Source organism: Micromonospora sp. CNZ286, assembly GCF_014207755.1.
This window is the reverse complement of sequence record NZ_JACHIZ010000001.1, coordinates 1,448,398-1,471,492: the sequence shown is the minus strand read 5'-3', so window position 1 is coordinate 1,471,492 and position 23,095 is coordinate 1,448,398. Positions and strand designations below refer to the sequence as shown.

The following is a 23,095-nucleotide window of genomic DNA, read 5'->3' as shown; positions in this document are numbered from 1 at the left end:
ACCGCACCGTCGCGTGGGACGCATAACTTTGTCCCCGGTGGTGGTACGGCATTCCCGGTCGGGACGGGTCGGGAATGCTGCGGTGTGGTGCACCGGGTCGCCGGCGGAGCGGATTCCGCGGCCGGCGACCCGGTGCCTGCCGTTTCAGCGCAGGTAGATGTTCGGCGCGGGCGGGGTGCTCATGCCGTCGCCCAGGAAGTAGCCGGGGTGCGGCGGCTGGTTGTAGGCGGTGTTCTGCCAGGCCACCGCCACCCGGTACTGCGGGTCGTGCATCAGCGTCGGCAGGCGCAGCCCGGTGGTCACAGGCGTGCTGTAGATCCGTAGCGCGGTGCTGTCGGAGGTGCGCCAGACGACCTCCTCGCGCCAGTCGCCGAGCAGGTCCGCCGAGAGCGCCGGGGTGGACTTGGTGCCGTTGTTCGAGGCGACGCCGCTGCCGGTGAGCAGCCGGGTGTCGCCGCCGGTGCCGTACTTGTCGATCTTCGTGGCGTCGAGCAGCTCCCGGACCGGGTCGCCGTCCCACCAGATCAGGAAGTTCGCCGACGACGGTTTGCGCCCGACGTTCTGGCCCCGGGTGTTCAGCAGCCCGTCGACAGCCGACGACCAGGACTCGGCACCCGGGCTGCCCGCCCAGACGTCGCCGGAGACGCCGCGGCCGTTGTCGCCGCTCGGCGCCGTCTGCCAGATGATCTGCCCGGTACGCGCGTCGGCCATCCAGGAGCTGGGCTTGCTGCCGTCCTCGTCGACCTTGAACACCTCCAGGCCCGCGCGGGAGGGGTCGAGGTCGCCGACGTGCAGGGCGTCGCCGTGGCCGTTGCCGGTGGAGTACAGCAGCCGGCCGTTGTCGTCGATGGTGGCGGCGCCGTACACGATCTCCTGGCGGCCGTCGTTGTCCACGTCGGCCACGGAGAGCTGGTGGTTGCCCTGGCCGGCGGCGGCGCCGTTGCCGGAGGCGTTCGAGTCGAACGTCCAGCGCTTGCGCAGCGTGCCGTCGCGGAAGTCCCAGGCCGCGACGACGGCCCTGGTGTAGTAGCCGCGCGCCATGATCAGCGAGGGGCGCTGCCCGTCCAGGTACGCGGTGCCGGCGAGGAACCGGTCGACCCGGTTGCCGTACGAGTCGCCCCAGGACGAGACGGTGCCGCGCGGCGGGTCGTAGTCGACGGTGGACAGCGCCGCGCCGGTGCGGCCGTCGAACATGGTCAGGTACTCCGGTCCGGCGAGCACGTAGCCGCTGGAGTTGCGGTGGTCGGCCGAGCCGTTGCCGATCACCTGGCCGGTGCCGGAGCGGGTGCCGTCGGCGGTCTTCACGGCCACCTCGGCGTCCCCGTCGCCGTCGTAGTCGTACACCTGGAACTGGGTGTAGTGGGCGCCGGCGCGGATGTTGCGGCCGAGGTCGATGCGCCACAGCCGGGTGCCGGTGAGCGTGTACGCGTCGACGTAGACGTTGCCGGTGTAGCCGGACTGCGAGTTGTCCTTGGCGTTCGACGGATCCCACTTGAGCACGAACTCGTAGCGGCCGTCGCCGTCGAGGTCACCGACGCTCGCGTCGTTCGCCGCGTAGCTGTACCCCTCCCCGGACGGGGTGGTGCCGCCGGGCGGCGGCTGGATCGGCACGTCCAGGTAACCGTTGGCGAACTGGAGCGCCGGGGCGGACGCCGCCTGCTCGGCGCCGTTCACCACGGCCCGCACGGTGTACGCCGATCCGGCCGCCGCGCCGCTGTCCAGGTACGTGGTGGCGCCGGTGATCGGACTGCCGTTGACCTTGGTGCCACCCCGGTAGAGGTTGAACGAGACCCCCGTCGTCTCGGTGCCGAGCAGCCGCCAGGAGACCAGGTTCCCGCTGCCGGAGCGGACGCTGATCAGGCCCCGGTCGAGGTCCTCCATCTGCTTCGCGCCGGCCGGCGGGGTGGTCGGTGGCGGGGTGGTGGGCGGGGGTGTGGACGGCGGAGGCGTGGTGGGCGCGGGCGTGCTCGGTGGTGGCGTCGACGGTGGCGCGCTGGTGGACGGCGCGCCGGTGCAGGCGGTGCCGTTGAGCGTGAACGCGGCCGGAACCGGGTTCGACGCGTTGTTCCACGAACCGTTGAAGCCGAAGTTCGCGGTGCCGCCGGTGCCGATGGCCGCGTTGTAGCCGGCGTCGCGGGCGCTGACCTGGGCGCCGGACTGGCTGACAGTCGCGTTCCACGCCTGGACGACCTGCTGGCCGGCGGCGAAACTCCAGCCGAGGGTCCAGCCGTTGACCGGGTCGCCGAGGTTCGTCACTGTCACGTCGGCGCCGAAGCCGCCGCTCCACTGGTTGGTGATCCGGTAGTCGACCCGGCAGGCGGCGGCAGCCGCCGCGGCGGTCATCGTGGTGAGCGCGCCGGCCGACAGGGTGACCGCCGAAGCCGCGGCGAGCAGCGCGATCCGGCGGCGTGGGGTGGTGAGGTGCACGGGGAATGCCTTTCGCGGAGGTCAGGCACGGGGCGAGCGCCGGCCTGCCCGGACCGGCGAATTCGTGCCCTGACGCGACGAGCGACGTCAACACATCGACGTCCATGATTCGGCTCCGCGCTCCGTCAGCCTAGGTCACCGCTGGACACGCCCACAAGCGCCGGCCTCACCGGGCACGCCGCACGCGCCCTTCACCCCGTCCCGTCGCGGTGGCGGCCGGCGCGGCGGCACGGCAGGTCGGCGGCACGGCGGGTCGGCGGCACGGCAGAGTCGCGGCGGGCGGCGAGAAGGGACAGCCGACAACCGATATGCCTCTCGGTCATATTTATGACCGAGAGGCATATCGGTTGGAGTGCTTGTGTCTCCGGAGGGCGACACGCCGAGGAACACCCCTCGCGGGTGCGGGCGCGCCCCGGGAAGGCCCAGAGGCTCAGCCTTCGACGGCGGCGGCGAGCTTCCGCGACTCCGCGGCCTCGGCGGACTCCCCCGACGCCGCGGGCTCCGCCGGCGCGGCGGACTCACCCGGCTTGGCGAACTCCGCCGGCTCCGCCGACGCGGCAGACTCTCCTGCCGGAGCAGGGCCCTCGGCGAGGGCCGCCTCGACTGTGGCGCGTGCCCGGCGGGTACGGCGCAGGGCGCGCACCGCCAGCCCGACGGCGACCAGCCACGCGACGCCGAGCAGCACGTACACCACCACCGGCACCGAGCCGCCCACGCCGCCGGCGCTCAACAGCGTGCGGGCGTTCGTCAGCACGATCACGCCGCCGATCACGGCGCCGAGCAGCTGGGCGGGGACGATGCGGACCAGCCAGGCCGCGATCGGCGCGGCGATCAGGCCGCCGACCAGGAGAGCGGCCACAGTGGGCAGCAGGAAACCCTCGGAGCCCAGGCCGATGAGGAAGCCGATGCTGGCCGCGCCGGCCACCACGAACTCGGAGGTGTCCACCGAGCCGATGACCTTGCGGGGTTCCATCCGGCCGGAGACGAGCAGCGCCGGGGTGGCGACCGGCCCCCAGCCACCGCCGCCGGTGGCGTCGACGAAGCCGGCGACCAGGCCGAGCGGGGCGAGGAAGCGGCTGCGCAGCCGGCCGGCCGCGCGGTTGGCGCGCAGCGGCCGGGAGAACCGCACCAGCAGGTACGCGCCGAGCGTGAACAGGATGGCGGCCATCCACGGTGCCGCGGCCTCGGTGGAGATGGAGCTGAGGAACGTCGCCCCGGCGAACGCGCCGATCGCGCCGGGCAGCGCGATGCGGCCGACCACCCGCCAATCGACGTTACCGAAACGCCAGTGCGAGACGCCCGCGGCGAGCGTGGTGCCGATCTCGGCCAGGTGCACCGAGGCGGACGCCGCGGCCGGTGCCACACCGGCGAACAGGAGAAGCGTCGAGGAGGTCAGCCCGTACGCCATGCCGAGCGCGCCGTCGACGAGTTGCGCGGCGAGCCCGACGAGGGCGAGGACCAGCAGCTTGCGCACGAGCGCCCCCTGACTTTTCGGTATCTCCTATCAACTTGGTCGACAATGCGGCACGGAGGCGCCCCGGGTCAAGTCCCCCATCCGGTTGGTAGGAGACGCCGGACGGTGTGCCGGGGTGTGCGGAAGCCGGCGTCAGCTCCAGGCGCGCGGGTCGGCGGCCAGCTCGTTGACCCGGCCGGGCAGCGCGCCGGCGGCCACGTCGGCGATGGTGACCAGCTCGAGGATCTCCCGCTCGCTGGCCCGCAACGCGATCCAGACGTCCTGCAACGCGCGGGCCGCACCCTGGTAGCCGAGCTGTTCCGGGCGCTGCCCGCGTACGTGCGCGAGCGGACCGTCGATGACGCGGATCACCTCGGCCAGGGAGATCTCCCCGGCCGGCCGGGCCAGCCAGTAGCCGCCCTCGGGGCCACGCTGGGCGTGCACGATGCCGCCCCGGCGCAGTTGCAGCAGGATGCTCTCCAGGAACTTCGGCGGGATGTCCTGCGCGCGGGCGATCTGCTCGGCGGTCACCGGCCGGCTCCGCCCAGTGGTCCCCCCGACCGCGACCGAGGCCAGCTCAGCGGCCGCGCGGAGGGCATAGTCGACCCGGGCGGAGAGACGCATACGGCCAGGTTAGTCCGCTGCGGTGCGGGCCGGCCCCCCGACCCGCACCCGGACGATCACCGATCGGGCTCTCAGCCGCCGACGCGCCGCAGCAGCCCCTCCTGGACGGCGCTGGCGATGTGCCGGCCGTCGGTGGTGAACATCCGGCCCGTGGCCAGGCCGCGGGCGCCCGATGCGGACGGGCTCCAGCAGTCGTACAGGAACCACTCGTCGGCGCGGAACGACCTGTGGAACCACAGCGCGTGGTCGAGGCTCGCGCCGACCACACCGCCCGGGCCCCACACCTCGCCGTGCACCGACAGCACCGAGTCCAGCAGGGTCAGGTCGGAGGCGTACGTGAGGGCGCACGCGTGCAGCAGCGGATCGTCCGGCAGCTTGCCGTCCAGGCGCATCCACACCCGCTGGTGCGGTTCGGCCGGGCGGTCGCCGGGGCGGACCCAGCCGGGCTCGCCGACGTAGCGCACGTCGATCGGGCGCGGGATCATCCCCCAGATGCCGAGGCGCTCCGGGTAGCGGGAGAGCCGGTCGGTCATGGTCGGCACGTCGTCCGGGCCGGGTACGTCCGGCGGGAGCGGGGCGTGGTGGTCCAGCCCTTCCTCCTGCCGCTGGAACGACGCCGACATGAAGAAGATCGGCTTGTCGTGCTGCAACGCCACCGAGCGACGCACCGAGAAGGAGCGGCCGTCACGGACGTTCTCCACCTGGTACTCGATCGGCTCGGCCGGGTCGCCGGGGCGCACGAAGTAGCCGTGCAGGGAGTGCACGGCCCGCTCCGCGTCGACTGTGCGGCCTGCTGCGACCAGGGCCTGGCCGGCGACCTGCCCGCCGTAGACCCGCTGCGGACCCACCTGCGGGCTCATCCCCCGGAAGGTCATCTCCCCGGTACGGGCGAGGTCGAGCACCTCCAGCAGCTGGTCGACCGCCGCCTGCCCGGTCGCCACTGCGCCACCACTCACTGGAGCGCCCGGGCCGAGGCAGCGTCGACCAGCGAACCGAGCTGGTGCACGCGCAGCGTGTTGGTGGAGCCGGGGGTGCCGGGCGGGCTGCCCGCCACGATCACCACGTAGTCGCCCGGGTTGGCCCGGTTGAGGCCGAGCAGCGCCTGGTCGACCTGGCGGAACATGTCGTCGGTGTGCTCGACGAACGGCATCAGGAACGTCTCCACGCCCCAGGAGAGCGCGAGCTGGTTGCGCACCTCCGGCACCGGCGTGAACGCCAGCAGCGGCAGGTCGCAGTGCAGCCGGGCCAGCCGCTTGACGGTGTCACCGGTCTGCGAGAACGCGACCATGGCCTTGGCGCCGATGGCCCGGGCGATCGACGAGGCGGCGACTGTGAGCGCGCCGCCGTGCGTACGCGGGTCGTGCTGCAACCGGGGGACGGCGATCGAGCCGGCCTCGGTGGTGGTGATGATCTTCGCCATGGTGCTGACGGTGAGCACCGGGTACTTGCCGACACTCGTCTCGCCGGAGAGCATCACCGCGTCCGCGCCGTCGAGCACCGCGTTGGCCACGTCGGAGGCCTCGGCGCGGGTCGGGCGGGAGTTCTCGATCATCGAGTCGAGCATCTGGGTGGCCACGATGACCGGCTTGGCGTTCTCCCGGCACAGCTGCACGGCACGCTTCTGCACCAGCGGCACCTGGTCCAGCGGCAGTTCGACGCCGAGGTCGCCGCGGGCGACCATGACCCCGTCGAAGGAGAGCACGATCGCCTCCAGGTGGTCGACCGCCTCCGGCTTCTCGACCTTGGCCAGGACCGGGCGGCGCACGCCCTCCTCGTCCATGATCGAGTGGACGAGCTTGATGTCCTCCGGCGAGCGGACGAAGGAGAGCGCGACCAGGTCGACGCCGAGGCCGAGGGCGAAGCGCAGGTCCTCGGCGTCCTTGTCGGACAGGGCCGGGACGCTCACCGCGACGTTCGGCAGCGAGACGCCCTTGTTGTTGGAGACCGGGCCGCCCTCGGTGACCAGGCACCGGATGTCGTTGCCGGTGACGTCGCTGACCTCGACCGCGACCCGGCCGTCGTCGATCAGCAGCCGGTCGCCCGGCTTCACCTCCTGCGGCAGCTTGCGGTAGGTGCAGGAGACCCGCTCCTTGGTGCCCACCACCTCGTCGCCGGTGATCACGACGGAGTCGCCGGTGCGCCACTCGTGCGGGCCGTCGGCGAACCGGCCGAGACGGATCTTGGGCCCCTGGAGGTCGGCGAGCACCGCGACCGGGCGCCCGGACGCCTCGGCGGCCTCCCGGACCAACCGGTAGACCGATTCGTGGTCGGCGTGACTGCCGTGGCTGAAGTTGAGCCTCGCCACGTTCATGCCGGCTTCTACGAGCCCGCGGATACGCTCCGGGGAGGCGGTTGCGGGGCCGAGAGTGCAGACGATCTTCGCGCGGCGTGTCACGCCCATCAGGCTAGTCTCTCCTCCGGATCGGCCTCCCGGCCGACCCCTTGCGGACTGCGGAACATTTGTCCAACGACGCGCGTCAACCGCGTGGGCGGGCGGTAGGCGTACCGCACCGGAACGTCGTGTGGCGGGCATCGGCGACCGCGCGGTGAGAAATCGTACCGCTCCCCGTCACGGGCCGGCCGGGGGCACTGTGGGGCCGCCGCGCCCGGCCGTCCGGCCGTGGGCGGGCACTGGGTACGCGGCAGTGGGCGGTGCCGTCGGAGGGGCTCGCGCGGAGCCTCAGCTCTCCGTCTTGACCAGCGGGAACTCCAGTGAGCCGGCCGGGCAGAGGAAGGTGAGCACCTCGACCCGGTAGAGCCCGGCCTGTACCGCCGGGTCGGCCTCCATGACGCTGCGGACGTCGTCCACCGAGCCGGTCCGGGCCAGGCCGAAACCGATCGGCGGGTCGGGTTCCCGGGCCGGGCCGTCGACCGACCCGTCCACGAGCACGATGCCGCGCCGTTGCAGCGCCCGCATGTGCTGGAGGTGCTCGGCCTGCAACCGCTGCACTGTCTCGTCCGGCAGGGCCCGCCCCGAAGGCCCCGGGTAGAGCACGATGCACTCGTACGTGTCCAGCGCGAAGTCGAGCCGTGGCGTCGCGGCCATGCGCACCTCCTGACCACCGTCCCGCCCAGCCTCCCACGGCGGCCCGGTGTGCCGGGGCCGCTCGCCGCAACTGCCGGTGCTTCGCCGCCACGATTCGGGGAATGTCCAGGGGTCGGGGCGCAGCACCGCCCCGCGAGGTACGTACGAGCACAGGAGGACCGCGAATGGCCACCAGCACCCAGCCCGCCAAGGCGTCGGGCAGCTACCGGATCGGTGGCGACCTGCCGGTCGACCGCCTCGGCTACGGGGCGATGCAGCTCACCGGCCCCGGCGTGTGGGGCGACCCGAAGGACCCGGCCGAGGCGGTGCGGGTGCTGCGCCGCGCGTACGAGCTGGGCGTCACGTTCATCGACACCGCCGACTCGTACGGGCCGTTCGTCAGCGAGCTGCTGATCCGCGAGGCGCTGCACCCGTACGCCGACGACCTGGTCATCGCGACGAAGGCCGGGCTGACCCGCTCCGGCCCGGACGACTGGCGGCCGGTGGGCCGCCCGGAGTACCTGCGCCAGCAGTGCGAGCTGAGCCTGCGCCACCTGGGCCTGGACTGCATCCCGCTCTACCAGCTGCACCGCATCGACGCGAAGGTGCCACTGGCCGACCAGCTCGGCGAGCTGGCTCTGCTGCGCCAGGAGGGCAAGATCCGGCACATCGGGCTGTCCCAGGTCAGCGTCGAGGAGATCGAGGCGGCCCGGGCGATCGCGCCGATCGTGTCCGTGCAGAACCTCTACAACCTGGCCGACCGCAGCGCGGAGGACGTGCTGGAGCACTGCGAGCGCCACGACCTGGCGTTCATCCCGTGGTTCCCGATCGCCACCGGCAACCTGGCCCGGCCCGGCGGCCCGCTCGACGCGATCTCGACCTCGCACGGCGCCACCCCGGCGCAGCTCGCGCTGGCCTGGCTGCTGCGCCGGTCGCCGGTGATGCTGCCGATCCCCGGTACGTCGTCGGTGGCGCACCTGGAGGAGAACGTGGCGGCGGCCGGGGTGGAGCTGACCGACGACGAGTTCGAGGCGCTGGCCAAGGCAACCTGAGCCGGCCGCCGCACCTCCGCCACCCGCCCCTTTCGCGGACTGTGATCGAGCAACTACTGTCAGAGGGATTCTCGCGAGTGGGGGTCCGCTGTGGAGGAGTTCGACTACGTCATCGTGGGGGCCGGCGCGGCGGGGTGCGTGCTGGCGAACCGCCTCACCGAGGATCCGGGGACGCGGGTGCTGCTGCTGGAGGCGGGCGGCTGGGACCGCAGCCCGTACGTGCGGGTGCCGAAGGCGTTCTCCCGGCTGATGGACGACCGGCGCACCGCCTGGCACTACCCGGCCACCACCGGGCCGGGCCGCCAGGAGATCTGGCAGCGCGGACGGATGATCGGCGGCTCCACGTCGGTGAACGGCATGATCTGGAGCCGCGGCGCGGCCCGGGACTGGGACGCCCTCGAACCGCTGGGCTGGGGCTGGTCGGCGATGCGGCGGGTGTTCCCGCAGTTGGAGGACCACCCGCTCGGGCCCGCGCCGCACCGGGGCACCGGCGGTCCGGTGCGGCTGTCCGTCGCCACCGGCACCGACCCGCTCGCCGAGGAGATGGTGGCCACCGGCGCCGAGCTGGGCTGGCGCCGCGCCGACGACCTGGACGCCCACGACGACGAACGGATCGGCTACCCCACCGCCACGATCCGCGCCGGACGCCGGGTCAGTGCCGCGGACGCGTTCCTGCACCCGGTGCGGCGCCGGCCCAACCTGACCGTCGAGGTCGGCGCCGTCGTCCTGCGGGTGCTCGTCGAGGGTGGCCGCGCCACAGGTGTACGGGTGGCGCGCGGCGGCGGGGAGACCACGTACCGGGCGGCGGGTGAGGTGATCCTCGCCGCGGGCGCCCTCGCCACCCCGCACCTGTTGCAGGTCTCCGGCATCGGCCCGGCGGACACGCTGCGCGCGGCCGGGGTGCCGGTGCTGCTCGACCGGCCCCGGGTCGGCGCAGGGCTGCGCGAGCACCGGTCGATCGTGCTCCAGTACCGCCTCGCCGAACCCGGCGGCCACAACATGACCATCGGCAGCCCGCTCGGGCAGGCCCGGGCGACGCTGCGCTGGCTGCTCACCCGGGGCGGACCGCTCGCCCTGCCGGTGCTGGACGTGGCGGCCCACCTCAAGTCCCGGCCGGAGCTGGATCGCCCGGACGCGCACCTGCTGATGGCGCCGTTCTCGGCCGCCCCGCCGCGCCCCGGCAAGGCGCTGGAGCTGGAGCGGGAGCCGGGCGTGATGTGCCTGGGCACGGTGACCCGGCCGGACAGCGAGGGCAGCCTGACGATCACGGACGCGGACCCGCGTACGCCGCCGGCCATCGTGGCGAACTACCTCACCACCGGGCACGACCGGCGGGTGGCGGTGGACCTGTTCCGCCGGATGCGGGAGTTCTTCGGCACCGGCCCGATCGCGAAGCGCATCCAGGCCGAGACGGTGCCCGGAACGGCGACCACCACCGACGCGGAGATCGTCGAGGCGGCTGTGGCGCGCGGCTACTGCGGCTACCACGCGATCGGCACCTGCGCGATGGGCACCGGCGACGAGCACGTGGTCGACCAGCGGTTGCGGGTACGCGGCGTGGACGGGCTGCGGGTGGTCGACGCGTCGGTGCTGCCGGTGATGGTGGCGGGCTGGACCAGCGCCCCGGTGACCGCGCTGGCCTGGCGGGCCGCCGACGTGATCAGGGGACGGGACGCGGACTGACCGCCCGGACCCGGCCGGCGCCCGCACCGGGGCCCGGCCGGACGTGCCCGGACCCGCGCGACGGCGGGTCCGGGCACGCGGCTCAGACCGCGAAGCAGTTCGGCTGGACCGGGGCGCCGGCGAGCACCTGGCGCACCGCCGTGTACGTGGTGCCGTCCAGCACCAGCCCGAGGTGGCCGACGACCCGCAGCGGGCACCAGGCCTGCACCAGGATGTTCGTCGCACCGTCGGCGAGCACGGCGTTGTCGACCGGCCGGACCAGCTCGTCCTGCCAGGTGCGCACGGTGGCCCAGCGGACCGGGCCGGGCGTGTCGTCCCCCGCGTTGAGGTCGGCGAGGAAGCTCGACCCGATGGTCATCTGCTGGCAGGCGATCACCCCGGCGCAGCTGCCCAGCCCGAGGACGGCGACCAGATTCGCGACGTAGGTGCCGTACTGCGGGCTGCCCAGGCTGACGTACTGGTCGACGGTGGCCGCGCCGCCGAGGTACTTGACGTACCAGCGGCTGACCAGCCCGCCCTCGGAGTGGCCGACCAGGTCGACGCGGGCCGCGCCGGTGGTGGCGCGGACCCGATCCACGTAGGACGACAACGCCCGGGCGGACTCGCGGATGTCGCCGAGACCGAGGTTCGGCAACTGGAAGATAGAGACCCGGTAGCCGTCGGCGCGCAGCCGGGCGGCGATCGGCTCGTACGCGATGGAGATTCCACTCAGGCCACCGACCACGATCACCGGGTCGGCGGCCGCGGCGGCGGCCCGTTGCGCGGCGGTGGCGACGGCGGCCGTGTTCGACGGGGTGGCGGGTTCCGGGGCGGCGGCCTGGGCGGCGGCCGGGACGAGCAGGACGGTGGCGGCGGTGGTGGCGGCCAGGATCGTTCGGAGCAGCATGGGCTGCACCTCCGGGGGGAGGCACCCGGGCGGACCCGGGGGGACGGGTGGGATCCGATCGATCGTGGTCACGATGATGCGTGTCCGATTTCACACACGTCAATGAAAAGTTACGCGGCGGTAACCCTTGTCGCGCCCTCAGCGCAAACCGGCATGCCGGACCGGGCTCAGTTGCCCAGCGCCTGCACCTTCGCGATGGTCTCCTGCACGTGCTGCCGGGCCGGTTCCCCGCCCTGCGCGGCCTGCGCCAGCGCCTGCCGGTAGGAGTCGATGACCCCGATCAGCGGGCCCGCCGTGGCCCCCTCCAGCGCGCCCGCCACCAGCGCCCGCGCCTCGGCCGCGTCCTGCGCGGCAGCGGCGGTGCGCGCCTTGGCCTCGTCCAGCTTCTGTGCCGCCGCCGCCAGCCTGGCGATGATGTCCGCCGCGCTCACACGCCCTCCCCCAGCTCACCGACCCCGCGAGCCTACCTCCCCACCCCGCCCTCCCACCTTCGCGATCTTGCAGTTTCCGCCCGTCCAAAAGCCACCAATGCCGCACCCAGGGGGCCACAACTCCATGATCGACGGAGCGGTAGGGGCGGGGTCAGCGGAGGAGGCGGAACAGGAGGAGGTAGAGGCAGAAGAAGGACGGGGAGACCAGCGCGCAGATCACGAAGCCGAGTGGCACGTACCGTCCGGCCGGGGGCGCGTCGCCCTCCACCGCCGGGCGGCCCCAGCGGGCGAGCACCACCTGACCGGCCACGAAGGACATCAACGGCACGCCCGCGCAGCTCAGCGCCGCCACCAGGTCCAGCCCGCTCGCCGGCAGCGACGAACCCACTATCGCGATCAGCATCAGCAGCGAACCGGCGAGCGCGCAGCCCGCGTACACCACCACCGCCCGCGCCGGCGCGGACCAGGTGGGCAGCAGCACCGGCGTGCGGGCCAGCGCGTCGGCCTGCTGCCCGAACACGTCGGCCTCCTCGGCGAGCCGCCCCGCCGCCGCCAGCTCCCCCGCCGGGTCGCCGGCCCGCGGCGCCGGAACACCACCCGATGGGTACGCCCCGACCTCCGGCCGCCCCGGCGCGTCGGCTACGCCGCCGGTCACCCCGTCCCCCGGTCCGGGCACGGGACCTGGTGCTCCCCCACCGGCCACCATCGCCGGTGCCGGCTCCTCCGCCGGGACCGAGGTCATCGGCACGCCGATCGCCTGCCCGAGCCGGTCGAGGTGCTGCCCCTGGGCGGCGAGCCGCTGCCCGACCGAGTCGACGGCGGCCTGGAGGCCGCGGCGGCGCTCCGCCTCGGCGGCGATCTCCCGCTCACCGCCCCGCTGCCGGGTGGACAGCTCCCGCAGCAGCGCCGCGTACTCGTCGAATCCACTCATGGAACATCACTCCCGGCGGCGAACGGCACGATCAGCGCGGTGCGGTGCTCGTGCCGGTCGACGAGCAGGGCGCGTCCCTCGCGCGGGACGTACGCGAGGTCGTGCACGCCGAGGTGCAGGCCCAGGTCGGCGGCGGGGACGTTCAGCGCGACCAGGCCGGTCACGTCGTCGCGGTGCCCACTGCCGCCCAGGTCGTCGGCGAGCCGGCGCAGCCCGCGCCACCAGCCGAGCACGTGCACACCGCGCGACGGGCCCTGGCGCAGCACGGCGCGCAGGTCGTCGTACCCGGAGCGGAACGTCGCCGGGTCGGAGGCGGCGAGCGTCGTGGCGGCGGCGTCCATCCCGAACACCACCAGGTAGGTGCGCCCGGCCGCCGAGGCGTCCCCGGCTGCGGCCTCGGCGAGCTGGGCGCGCAGCGCGCCGGCGTCGAGGCGCCGGACCGGATGCCCGGCGGCGGCCAGTGTCATGGCCAGGTCGTCGGCGGCGTCGGTGGTGCCCGGCGCCAGCGGCGCGAACAGGAACCGGGCGGTGCCGGGGGCGTGCTGGCGGGCCAGGGACAGGGTCGCCGACCGGAGCACGTCCGCGCCGGCCGCGGCGGTGCCGACCACCGCCAGGTGCCGGCCGGGGCTGGCGTCGAGCGCGAACCCGGCCGGGCTGCCGGGGACGTCGACCACGCGGCCGACGAGCGCGTACGGCGGGTCGGCGCCCGGCGTCAGCGCCGCCCAGGCGGGGTCGTCGGTGAGCCGGGGCGTCTCGTGTCCCCGGAAGACGGCAGGCGGGCGTGACCCGGCCGGGCGGGCCGCGTGCAGCTCGTGGCGCAGCGCCGCGAGGTCGGCCGAGGCGGCGTGCGCGTCCGGGAACCGCACCTCGGCGTCCGAGCCGGGCGCGCCCGCGCCGGTGTTCACCACTGCGGTGCCGACGGTGAGCCCGCGTGCGGCGTCGTTGCGCGGATCCAGCACGGCGTCGCCGCCGGGCAGCGCGATCCGCAGCGGGAACTGCCCGAAGATCGCCTCGGCCCGGCCGTAGAGCGCCTCGATGCCGGTGGTGCTCTGGCTCGCCAGCACCAGGTGCAGGCCGTACGAGCGGCCCTTGCGGGCCAGTTCCTCGATCAGGTCGACGGCCTGCCGGGCCAGCGCGTCGTTGCCGGCGAACAGCACGTGGAACTCGTCGACGACTGTGACGATCCGGGGCGGCCGGGCGTTGGGCGGCAGGTCGGCCAGGCGGCTGACGCCGTGCCGCTTCAGCAGGTCGGCGCGGCGGCCCAGTTCGGCGCGCAGCTCGCGCAGCACGGCCACGCCGTACTCGCGGTCGGACTCGATGCCGACCGCGTCGGCGTGCGGCAGCCAGGACGGGTCACGGTCGGTGGGCACGAACTCGGTGAAGCTGACGCCCTCCTTGAAGTCGAGCAGCATCAGCCGCAGCTCGGCCGGGGAGTAGCGGGCGGCCAGTCCGTACAGCACGTCGAGCAGCAGCACCGTCTTGCCGGCGCCGGTCCGCCCGCCGATCAGCCAGTGCGGGGTGGCGTCGTCGAACGCCACGCTCAGCGGACGGCGGCCGGCCCGGCCGAGCACGGTACGCAGCCCGGAGGCGGCGGACCCGGCCCAGCGCTGCGCGGGCAGCAGGTCGGTGAACGTGACGCCGTCCTGATCGGCGGCCTCGGCGTACCGGCGGGCCAGCGCGGTGACAGTGGCGTGCGACGGGTCGCCGTCGAGCACCACCGGAGCGGCCAGCCCGCTGCCGTCGGTGCTGAACGGACGCCCCGGCGGATCACCGACGAGCGTGTACCGCTCGGTGACGCGCAGCTGGGTGGTGGCGCCCAGCGGCGGAGCCGCGCTCGGCCCGGCCGGTGGGTGGCCGGCCAGCAGCACGCAGACGGCCGCGGCCGGGCCGGCGTGGGTGAGCGCGGCCAGCCGGGCCAGTTCCCGGGGCGGTGGCGCGGACGCGGCGACCACCACCAGCAGCTCGCGGTCCTCCGGCGCGGACCGCTGGGCGGTACGGGCGTGCCGCTCGGCCAGGTCGAGCAGGGCCGTCGTCTCCGCCTCGGTGGTCGCCGCCGCGGCGAGCACCCCGGCGTCCTGGAGCGGGCGCAACGGCAGGAACGCCGCGCCGAAGGCGGCCTGGTCGATGCCGGCCACCCGGATCGCGCCGGCCGGAGCGGCGGTCAGCAGCCGCACCACCACCGCCCGCAGCAGCTCGCCGACGCGCGGGTCACGGGCGTCCGCGTCGACGGCCAGGTGCGCGCCCGCGCCCACCGGCACGAGCACCGGGAACGCGCCGTCGACAGTGGTCGCGGCGCCGAGGCGTACCGGAACGGGGTGGGTCGCGACGCGGGCGGTGCCGGGCACCGCGGCGGCCAGCTCACCGCCGAGGCGGGCCAGCCGCGCCACCAGCTCCGGGCTGCCCACCGGCGCCGGGCCCGCGGCGCCCAGCAGCCGCCGGGCCGCCTCCCAGTGCCGCACCGCCTGCCGATGCCGATCGACCGCCTGCCGGTACGCCGCCGCGAGTCTGCCCACCGTCCGCCCTCCGACGTTTGCGATCGAAGGGAACCCTAACGGACGCGCGCCGCACCGGCACGGGGCGCTCCGCACCGGGGATTCGTCCACTGTTCACCCGGCTACGGACGGGCGCGCCGCACGCCGTTCCCCCGGCCCGGTTTGCCTTCCCCCAGGCAATCGTGCGCACAGGAAGGCGACGACGTGACCACCTCACCTCTCTCCCGGCGGTCCCTGCTGCGCGGCGGCGTGGCCGGCGGACTCGGCATCATGGTGGCCGGCAGCCTGGAGGCGATCGCCGGACCGGCAGCGGCCCGGCCCGCGTGCCGCCCCGCCGTCGGCTACGGCGACCTGGTGCCGGACCCGGCCGGCCTGCTGGCGCTGCCGCCGGGCTTCTCGTACACGGTCGTCGCGCAGGCGGGCGCGACGCTGCTGGAGTCCGGGCAGCCCACCCCGAGCGACGCGGACGGCACCGGCTGCTTCCGCGGCCCGCACGGCTCGGTGCTGGTGAACAACCACGAGATCGGCGGCGACGAGCCGTACCCGGTGCCGGCACTGCCCGGCCTCACCTACGACCCGGGCGCCCGCGGCGGCACCACCACCATCGAGGTGGACCGGCACGGGCGGCGGCTGCGCGAGTACGTGAGCGTGGCCGGCACTCACAACAACTGCGCCGGTGGCATCACCCCGTGGGGCACGTGGCTGACCTGCGAGGAGACCGAGCAGCGGGCCGGTGGGCGGTTCCTGAAGGACCACGGGTACGTCTTCGAGGTCGACCCGCACGACCGGTCCGCCAACACCGACCCGGTGCCGCTGACGTTCCTCGGGCGGTACTCCCACGAGGCGGTGGCCGTCGACCCGTACACCCATTCGATCTACCTGACCGAGGACGCGAGCGGGCCCAACGGCCTGTACTTCCGGTGGACGCCGCCGCCCGGCTTCCGGGCCGGCAAGGGCGCGCTGCGGGCGCTGGCCCAGCGACCCGACGGCGGCACCGCCGGCAGCCTCGCGGCGATGCGCTGCCTGCGCGGCGACGACCACGTGGCCGACCTGTCCGAGGCCACCACGCCCGGCACCCGCTACCGGGTGGAGTGGGTCGAGGTGCCGGACCGCGACGCCCGGACCGTGTCGGTACGCAAGCAGTTCACCGACGCCGAGGTGACCCGCAGCCGCAAGCTGGAGGGCGCCTGGTGGGGCGACGGCGGCGCGTACTTCGTGGCCAGCTACGCCCGACACGACGACGGCAGCGCCAACGAGCACGACGGGCAGGTGTGGTTCTACGACCCGCGCCGCCAGACCGTGACGCTGAAGACCATCTTCGGGGTGAACACCGACCCGGAGGCCGACACCGGCAACTACGACGGGCCGGACAACATCACCGTGTCGCCGTACGGCGGGGTGATCCTGGCCGAGGACGGCGAGGGCGTGTCGCATCTGGTCGGCGTCACCGAGCAGGGCAAGGCGTATCCGCTGGCCCGCAACGAACTGAACGACAGCGAGTTCACCGGGCCGACGTTCAGCGCGGACGGGAAGACTCTGTTCGCCAACATCCAGTCACCGGGGTACGTGTTCGCGATCACCGGACCGTGGGGGCGGCCTGGTAACGGTCACCGCTGAGCGGGTGGCCGGCGGTTCCCGGGCGGGAGCCGCCGGCCGATCCGCCTCTCCTCGGCGATCTTGCACCTGCAGCCCTGAAGAATGGGTGCATAAGCCGCATTTCGCCGCCCGAAAGTGCAAGATCGGCGCACTGGACCGCGCCGACGGTTGTCCGCGCGACGCTCTCGGCGATCGCGGAGTACGGCGGGGTCGGCTGGACCCGGCCGCACCCGCCCCTTCCTCCCGCACAGAGCAGCCCTTGATGCGTCACGTCAACAAACGGCCGGACGTATCAATTCATGCCCGCCGGCGGGCGCAGGCCGTCCAGCGCGATGGCCAGGACGCGGTCCCGCTGGGCCGGGTCCGGGAACTGGTACGCGGCGAGGCCGCTGATCAGCCGGATCACGTCGTCGAAGCCGGCGTCCGGCCGAGCTTCCCCGGCGGCCTGGGCGCGGCGCAGCAGCGGCTCGCCGGTCGCGTAGATCTCGGTGCGGCAGCTGCGGAACACCTCGGAGTCGTGCACCAGCTCCTCGGCCAGCGCCCGCTTGGTGGCCACGTAGGCGACGAACCGGTGCAGCCAGCCGACCAGGGCGTCCCACGGGGGCTCGTCGGCCAGGTCGGCGGCGGAGGCGCTGAGCGCGCGCACCTCCTCGACGTAGACCGCCTCGAAGAGGTCCCGCCGCTGCGGGAAGTTGCGGTAGAGCGTGCCGATGCCCACGCCCGCCCGGCGGGCGATCTCCTCCAGCGACGCGCCCGCGCCGTGCTCGCCGAAGACCTCGCGGGCGGCGGCGATCAGCGCGTCGTAGTTGCGGCGGGCGTCGGCCCGCTTGGGGCGGCGCGCGAAGACCTCGCCGGACACGTCGGCGTCAGCCATGAGGCGCGTCACCCCTTCCGCCTTGCAACCGGAGGCACCCCTCCGCTAGGTTAATGGAGGCAAGCCTCCGGTTACTGACCGGAGCCACCCCTCCGGATAGCTTACTCCGGACTTCCGGCCGCCCTCCGGCCACGCGATCCTCGCGCCACGACACGGACCCGGGAGGTCCCACCATGCCCGCCGACCGCTGAGCGCCCGCACGACCCGGCCGCCACCGCCGCACGACTGCGCGAGCGGCCACCAGTCTCGTACCGACAACGGGGAGTTCTCCCACATGATCCACTCATCAGGGCGCGGCTCGCGCCGACTCACCTTCCTCGTGCTGGCCGCCGGCACCGGATTCTTCGCGATGCTCCAGTCGCTGATCACGCCGGTGCTGCCCACCATCCAGCACGACCTGCACACCTCGCCCAACACGGTAACCTGGGTGCTCACCGCGTACCTGCTCTCCGCGTCCGTCTTCACGCCGATCGTCGGCCGCATCGGCGACATGGTCGGCAAGGAGAAGACGCTCGTCTTCTCGCTCGCCGCGCTCGCGCTGGGCTGCCTGCTGGCAGCCGTCGCCCCCAGCATCGGCGTGCTGATCGCCGCCCGCGTGGTGCAGGGCATCGGCGGCGCCGTCTTCCCGCTCTCGTTCGGCATCATCCGCGACGAGTTCCCGGCCGCCCGGGTCAGCTCGGCGGTGGCCTCGATCTCCGCGGTCGTGGCAGTCGGCGGCGGGCTGGGCGTGGTGCTGGCCGGGCCGATCGTGGCCACCCTGGGCTACCGGTGGCTGTTCTGGATCCCGCTGGTGGTGGTCGGGCTGACCGCGCTCGCCGCGCACCGGTTCGTGCCGCGCTCGCCGGTACGCACCCCGGGCCGGATCAACTGGCTCAGCGCCGTACTCCTGTCCGGCTGGCTGGTGGCGCTGCTGCTGCCGGTCAGCAAGGGCGCCGCGTGGGGTTGGGGCTCCGGCCGGGTGGTCGCGCTGCTGGCGCTGGCCGCGGCGCTCGCGGCCGCCTGGCTGGCGACCGAGGCCCGGGCCGCGAACCCGCTGATCGACCTGCGGATGATGCGCCTGCCCGCGGTCTGGACCACGAACCTCGTCGGGCTGCTCTACGGCGCCTCGATGTTCGCCGTCTACGCGTTCCTGCCGCAGTTCGCGCAGATCCCGACCAGCGCCGGCTACGGCTTCGGCGCCAGCGTCACCCAGGCCGGGCTGCTGATGCTGCCGATGCTCGTCGGCATGTTCGTGGCCGGCCTGCTGGCCGGACGGCTGCAGTCCCGGTTCAGCGCCAAGGCGCAGCTGAGCACCGGCGCGGTGTTCAACGTGGCGGCCGCCGCCATGCTGACCGTCGCGCACGACACCCGCTGGCAGGTCGGGATCGCCGGCGGTCTGGTGGGCGTCGGCATCGGGCTGGCGTTCGCCTCGATGGCCAACCTGATCGTGGCGAACGTGCCGGCCGGGCAGACCGGCGCGGCGACCGGCATGAACGCCAACATCCGTACCATCGGCGGCGCGATCGGCGCGGCGCTCGCCAGTGCCGTGATCACCGCGAATCCGCAGCCGAGCGGGCTGCCCCGGGAGGCCGGTTTCACGGCGGGCTTCCTGCTGCTCACCGGCATCTCGGTGGCCGCGGCGCTGGCCGCGCTCGCCGTACCCTCCGGTCGCCGCCGGTGGCCCCGGCGGCGGATCGGGCCGGCGGTGCCGGACCTGGCGCCGGTGCCGGCCGCGGAGCTGGTCCCGGCCCGCTGACCTCAAGGGGTACGAGCAGACGAGAGCCCCGCCCGGCGCGTGCCGGGCGGGGCTCCGCGGTGCCGGCCGCCTTCGCGGCTACGGTCCGAGCGGCGCGAGAAATGATCCTTGCCTGCCTGGCTGCCCAGCACGGCGACCTCGAACCCCAACCATGATCACGAATGGCGGCTGCGCACTAGCGTGGGGCGACGCGGCAGCCGGGGTCGGGGCCGGTGTCGGCCACGCCGCAGTGGAACACCTCGACCGGGGCGGCGTCCACCTCGGGCACCTTCGCCACGGTGAGCAGCGCCAGCCGCTTCGCCACCGGTTCGCCTGAGTCCGGGGCGTACCGGATGAGGCCGCTGACCCCCGGGTAGCCGCCGGCGGCGTTCTGCCGCAGCACCTCGGCGTGCACCCCGACCGGGTTGACCGAGCGGGGCTCCCAGCGGCGGCCGGTGTCGGCGTGGCGCAGGCGGGCGGCAAGGCTCTCCAGCGCGCGTACCGTCATCATGGTGGCGTCGTAGGCCAGGCTGACCCGCTCGCCGACCGGCGGGCCGGTCCCGGCGCGGCATCGGGGCGGGTCGAGCAGGCCGTCCGCGCCGATCCAGGTGAGGAAACTGCCCCGGGCGTCGTCGCGCCCGGCCTGCGCGGACCGCAGCGACGCGCAGGTGGCCAGCGCGGCCTTCGACACGTACGTGACCGGCAGGTTGCCCGGCGCGCTGGCGCGCAGCCCCGGGTTGGCCATGTAGCGGTTCACCGAGTCGTCGGCGACCAGGTGCCGGGGCGGATTCGCGCCGCACTCCTTGAGCGCGCGCATGAACCCGTCGAACTCCGACCAGCGGCCGGCGAAGAAGAGCATCCCCGGGTAGCCGCACTCCTGGGTGAGCCGCCGCCCGCTGCGCCACTCGTCGAGCCGGGTGATCCGGTCGCCGAAGCGTTCCCGCAGGCCGTCGACGAGGGTGGCGACGTACAGGTCGTCGGTGAGCGAGCTGCCCTCGCCGGTGGTCCAGTAGACGTGCGCCTCCCCCACCCGCAGCACCTGCCGGGCGTACGCCTCGACCATCCGGGCCTGGTCCCGGTTCGGCGCCGACATGGCCAGGTAGAGGCTGGAGTTGGCGTCCATCCGGTCGGCCGACAGCGTGGGGGCGAGCACCGGCAGGCCGGCCCGGTTGAGTTCGCGCAGCGCCGCCGCCGTGCTGGTGCGGCTGTCCACCAGCCCGACCACGCCGAGCACTGTGGGGTCGTCGCGGGCCAGCCCTTCCAGCATCCGCACCGCGTCGTCGGCGTGCCGCATCTGCCGCCCGGCGTTCGCCACCACGATGTGCAGCAGCGCCGCGTCGTCCGCTGCCGCCGACTCCTGGAGCAGGGCGTACTGGGCGGTGGCCATGCCCTCCAGCTCCTCCCGCTCGGAGACGTAGGACTCCTCGTCCGCGCGGGTCCGGTTGCCGGTGAGGCTGCCCAGGTAGACAAGCGTCAGGTAGGGGCGGCGGTGCTCGCTGCGCCGCCACACCTCCTCGGCGGCCCGGTTCTGGGCGAAGATGCGCCGCTGCACGGCGCGCAGCCGGTCCTGCCCGGGTTCGCTGTTGAAGACCTGCCCGGCGGTGTCGCTGTAGCCGACGCACTCGCCGCCGACGAGCCGGACAGTGACCCGGTCGGTGGGCCAGGGGCGGCAGTCAGGCGCCCACCGCCCGTGCGCCCACACGCCCAGCCCGGCGACGAGCGCCAGGGCCACCGCGGCGGGCAGGAACCGCCGCGCCCACCAGGGCGGGTCGGGTGCGACAAGGGCCGGCGGGACGCCTCCCACCGGGGCGTCGACGTCCCGGTCGTCCGCCTCCAGCAGCATCAGCCAGGCGCCGGAGCGACGCAGCCGGCGGTTCTCCGGCAGCGCCTCGGCCCACTCCTCGTACGCCTCCTCGGCCTCGGCCAGCGGCCGGGAAGCGGCCGGTTCCGGCGGCGGGTCGGCGGCGACCGCGACGACGAGCAGCGGGTCGTTGCGGCCGGTCTCGTTGCGCACCTCGTCGACGAGCCGGACCAGCGTGTGCCCGACGTTGTCCGGCCGCGCGCCGTCGAGCACCAGCACCGGATAGGCGGTGCGGCGCCAGTCCCCGGGCCGCCAGAACCGCCGCCGGTACGCCAGGCGCAGGTCCTCCAGGAACGCGTGCAGCAGCAGCTTCTCCACCTGGGCCGGGTGTTCGCCGTCGCGCCAGCCGGCGGTGAGCCGCTCGGCGAAGCCGAGGAACGTCACCGACTGCCGGGGCGCCAGGTACTGCTGGCGCATGAACCAGCGGTACTGCCGTCCGACGAGCGGCACCCGGCCGGAGACGGCGATCCGGAACACGACGCCGGGCACGGCCCGCCACAGCAGCCAGAGCAGCAGATGCAGCGCGGCGCCGAGGCCGGAGTCGCCGCCGACCTGGGGGTCGTCACCGGTCCGCCGTCCCCGCCAGTCCCGCAGCCGGCGGACCAGCGCGGCCCGGCCGCTGTCGGCGGCGTCCAGGTCCACGGCGAGCGTCTGGTGCATCAGCCAGTCGGCCAGCGGGTAGTGCCGGAACCGCAGCCGGGGCGCGCCGAACGCCTCCACTGAGAGTTGCCGGTGCAGTTCGCGCAGCACGGCTGCGACGTCGTCGCCGGCCGGGCGGCCGGTCAGGTCCAGCACTACGTGCGGCACCCGGCGCCCGGCCCGGCGCGCCGCGAAACGCCGTAGCAGGGCCGCGACCGCGCCGTCCCCGGTGGGCCGGACCAGCCAGAGCAGCGGGAGCCGGCGGTCGCCGCGGCGTGGACGCCGCAGCAGCCGGGCCAGCAGGGTGAGCAGTTCCGGGCCACCGGCCGGGAGTTGCTCGCGGACCGGCCGCGGCCGGGTCGCCGGTTCACGCATGGTCACCTCCGGGTCGCATGCGGTGTCGCACCATTGTCGACGTTCGATGCAACCCGGCACGGCGGGGCCCCGCTCGACGGACGGGTGTCGAGCGGGGCCCTCCTCGCGTGCGGATCAGCCGATGGCGGCGGTCAGCGCGGCCAGGTAGCCGTAGCGGTAGCCGTTCGCGTTCGGGTGGTACGCCTCGATGACGCCGCTGACGTCGCGGATCCACGGCTCGGCGGCGCACACGCCGTGCCCGGCGAAGAACGGCCGCGCGTCGACGAAGGTTCCCCCGGCGGCGGCGGCCCGGCCGGAGATGACGCCGTTGAGCGTGTCGGCGGCCTGGTTGAGGATTGTGCGCTTGTAGCTGCTCATGGCGAGCAGTCCACAGGAGCCGGTCTCGAACAGCCGCGGGTAGCCGAGCACCACCAGCCGGGCGTTCGGGGCCCGGTTGCGGATCGCGGTGTACGTGGCGTCGAGCCGGGCGGGCAGCGTGGCGGTGGCGAACGCCTTCGACTCGTTCACCGCGCTCTCGCAGCTGGACGTGCTGCCGAAGCGGCAACTGGTCATCACGTCGGCGAAGCCGGCGTCGTTGCCGCCGATGGTGATGGTGACCAGCGTGGTGCTGCTGCTGAGCTGGCCGACCTGGTTGGCCAGCACGTCGGCGGTGACCGCGCCGCCGCAGGCCGGGAACTTGAAGCTGGTGACCGAATGGGCGGCCGCCCAGAGCGGGGCGTACGACTTCTGGCTGCGCAGGCAGGTCGACAGGTCGTACGGGCCGGCGCCGACCCCGGAGGAGTAGGAGTCGCCGAGGGCGACGTAGTTGACGGTGGCCGCCCGGGCGGCGCCGGGCAGGAGCACGGCGCCGAGTACGGCCGCCAGGAGGGCGGCGAACACGGTACGGACGCGACGGGGCATGGCAGAGCCTCCACGGGGCAGGGGTGGTGGAGCCCGTTGACCGCGCGCGTGGCCGAGGGATCGGTGCTGTTACTGGTCGGTAATGCTATCGAAACATTCGTCGAAATTGAATAGCCCCGATCGGCCGGACAG

Annotated in this window: 17 protein-coding genes; 4 read left to right on the top strand and 13 right to left on the bottom strand. The window is 74.2% G+C overall.

Annotation, left to right across the window (positions count from 1 at the left end):
- Positions 1 to 144 precede the first annotated feature (144 nt).
- The 6 genes from FHX31_RS06990 to FHX31_RS06965 form a co-directional block, all read right to left on the bottom strand.
- Complete coding sequence (locus FHX31_RS06990; protein WP_071098370.1) at positions 145 to 2,427, bottom strand: rhamnogalacturonan lyase family protein; 2,283 nt, start codon at positions 2,425 to 2,427, stop codon at positions 145 to 147.
- Between the two features lie 430 nt (positions 2,428 to 2,857).
- Entirely contained in the window at positions 2,858 to 3,901 is a 1,044-nt protein-coding gene (locus tag FHX31_RS06985; protein WP_184975538.1) for a sulfite exporter TauE/SafE family protein, read from the bottom strand.
- A 132-nt stretch (positions 3,902 to 4,033) separates the two neighbouring features.
- Positions 4,034 to 4,504 (bottom strand): RrF2 family transcriptional regulator, encoded by a 471-nt coding sequence (locus tag FHX31_RS06980; protein ID WP_013287529.1) that lies wholly within the window; start codon positions 4,502 to 4,504, stop codon positions 4,034 to 4,036.
- Positions 4,505 to 4,575: 71 nt separating this feature from the next.
- Positions 4,576 to 5,445 (bottom strand): acyl-CoA thioesterase, encoded by an 870-nt coding sequence (locus FHX31_RS06975; RefSeq protein ID WP_013287530.1) that lies wholly within the window; start codon positions 5,443 to 5,445, stop codon positions 4,576 to 4,578.
- 11 nt (positions 5,446 to 5,456) lie between these two features.
- The gene (gene pyk, locus FHX31_RS06970) at positions 5,457 to 6,905 is read right to left on the bottom strand and encodes a pyruvate kinase (RefSeq protein ID WP_013287531.1); all 1,449 of its coding nucleotides are present in this window, start codon (positions 6,903 to 6,905) and stop codon (positions 5,457 to 5,459) included.
- A gap of 279 nt (positions 6,906 to 7,184) precedes the next feature.
- On the bottom strand, positions 7,185 to 7,550 hold the full coding sequence (locus FHX31_RS06965) for a YciI family protein (protein ID WP_013287532.1): 366 nt from the start codon (positions 7,548 to 7,550) through the stop codon (positions 7,185 to 7,187).
- 164 nt (positions 7,551 to 7,714) lie between these two features.
- Between FHX31_RS06965 and FHX31_RS06960 the strand changes: the two genes are divergently transcribed.
- Positions 7,715 to 8,581: an aldo/keto reductase gene (locus FHX31_RS06960; RefSeq protein ID WP_013475834.1), complete on the top strand. Its 867-nt coding sequence runs from the start codon at positions 7,715 to 7,717 to the stop codon at positions 8,579 to 8,581.
- Between the two features lie 90 nt (positions 8,582 to 8,671).
- On the top strand, positions 8,672 to 10,264 hold the full coding sequence (locus FHX31_RS06955; RefSeq protein ID WP_184975535.1) for a GMC family oxidoreductase: 1,593 nt from the start codon (positions 8,672 to 8,674) through the stop codon (positions 10,262 to 10,264).
- An 82-nt stretch (positions 10,265 to 10,346) separates the two neighbouring features.
- On the opposite strand, the gene FHX31_RS06950 is transcribed toward FHX31_RS06955, so the two are convergent.
- The 4 genes from FHX31_RS06950 to FHX31_RS06935 form a co-directional block, all read right to left on the bottom strand.
- On the bottom strand, positions 10,347 to 11,150 hold the full coding sequence (locus FHX31_RS06950) for a lipase family alpha/beta hydrolase (RefSeq protein WP_145823146.1): 804 nt from the start codon (positions 11,148 to 11,150) through the stop codon (positions 10,347 to 10,349).
- A gap of 167 nt (positions 11,151 to 11,317) precedes the next feature.
- Positions 11,318 to 11,581, bottom strand: a complete 264-nt coding sequence (locus FHX31_RS06945; protein ID WP_184975533.1) for a DUF6244 family protein — start codon at positions 11,579 to 11,581, stop codon at positions 11,318 to 11,320.
- 151 nt (positions 11,582 to 11,732) lie between these two features.
- Complete coding sequence (locus FHX31_RS06940) at positions 11,733 to 12,512, bottom strand: hypothetical protein (RefSeq protein ID WP_184975530.1); 780 nt, start codon at positions 12,510 to 12,512, stop codon at positions 11,733 to 11,735.
- A complete protein-coding gene (locus tag FHX31_RS06935) occupies positions 12,509 to 15,025 on the bottom strand; it encodes an FtsK/SpoIIIE domain-containing protein (protein WP_184975526.1) in 2,517 nt (838 codons plus the stop codon). The genes FHX31_RS06940 and FHX31_RS06935 overlap by 4 nt, the downstream gene beginning before the upstream one ends.
- A gap of 183 nt (positions 15,026 to 15,208) precedes the next feature.
- Between FHX31_RS06935 and FHX31_RS06930 the strand changes: the two genes are divergently transcribed.
- Positions 15,209 to 16,621 carry an alkaline phosphatase PhoX gene (locus FHX31_RS06930; protein WP_013475829.1) on the top strand — a complete coding sequence of 471 codons (1,413 nt, stop codon included), beginning with the start codon at positions 15,209 to 15,211 and terminating at the stop codon, positions 16,619 to 16,621.
- A 271-nt stretch (positions 16,622 to 16,892) separates the two neighbouring features.
- On the opposite strand, the gene FHX31_RS06925 is transcribed toward FHX31_RS06930, so the two are convergent.
- Positions 16,893 to 17,474 (bottom strand): TetR/AcrR family transcriptional regulator, encoded by a 582-nt coding sequence (locus FHX31_RS06925; protein WP_030271987.1) that lies wholly within the window; start codon positions 17,472 to 17,474, stop codon positions 16,893 to 16,895.
- Positions 17,475 to 17,748: 274 nt separating this feature from the next.
- Here FHX31_RS06925 and FHX31_RS06920 point away from each other — a divergent pair, with 274 nt between their 5' ends.
- Complete coding sequence (locus FHX31_RS06920; RefSeq protein ID WP_184975523.1) at positions 17,749 to 19,209, top strand: MFS transporter; 1,461 nt, start codon at positions 17,749 to 17,751, stop codon at positions 19,207 to 19,209.
- Between the two features lie 175 nt (positions 19,210 to 19,384).
- Here the strand turns inward: FHX31_RS06920 and FHX31_RS06915 are convergent, their stop codons facing one another.
- Both FHX31_RS06915 and FHX31_RS06910 read right to left on the bottom strand, forming a co-directional pair.
- Entirely contained in the window at positions 19,385 to 22,063 is a 2,679-nt protein-coding gene (locus FHX31_RS06915; protein WP_184975520.1) for a type 1 periplasmic-binding domain-containing protein, read from the bottom strand.
- 114 nt (positions 22,064 to 22,177) lie between these two features.
- Positions 22,178 to 22,963, bottom strand: coding sequence for an SGNH/GDSL hydrolase family protein (locus tag FHX31_RS06910; RefSeq protein ID WP_013287543.1), 786 nt, complete (start codon positions 22,961 to 22,963; stop codon positions 22,178 to 22,180).
- Between the last annotated feature and the right edge of the window lie 132 nt (positions 22,964 to 23,095).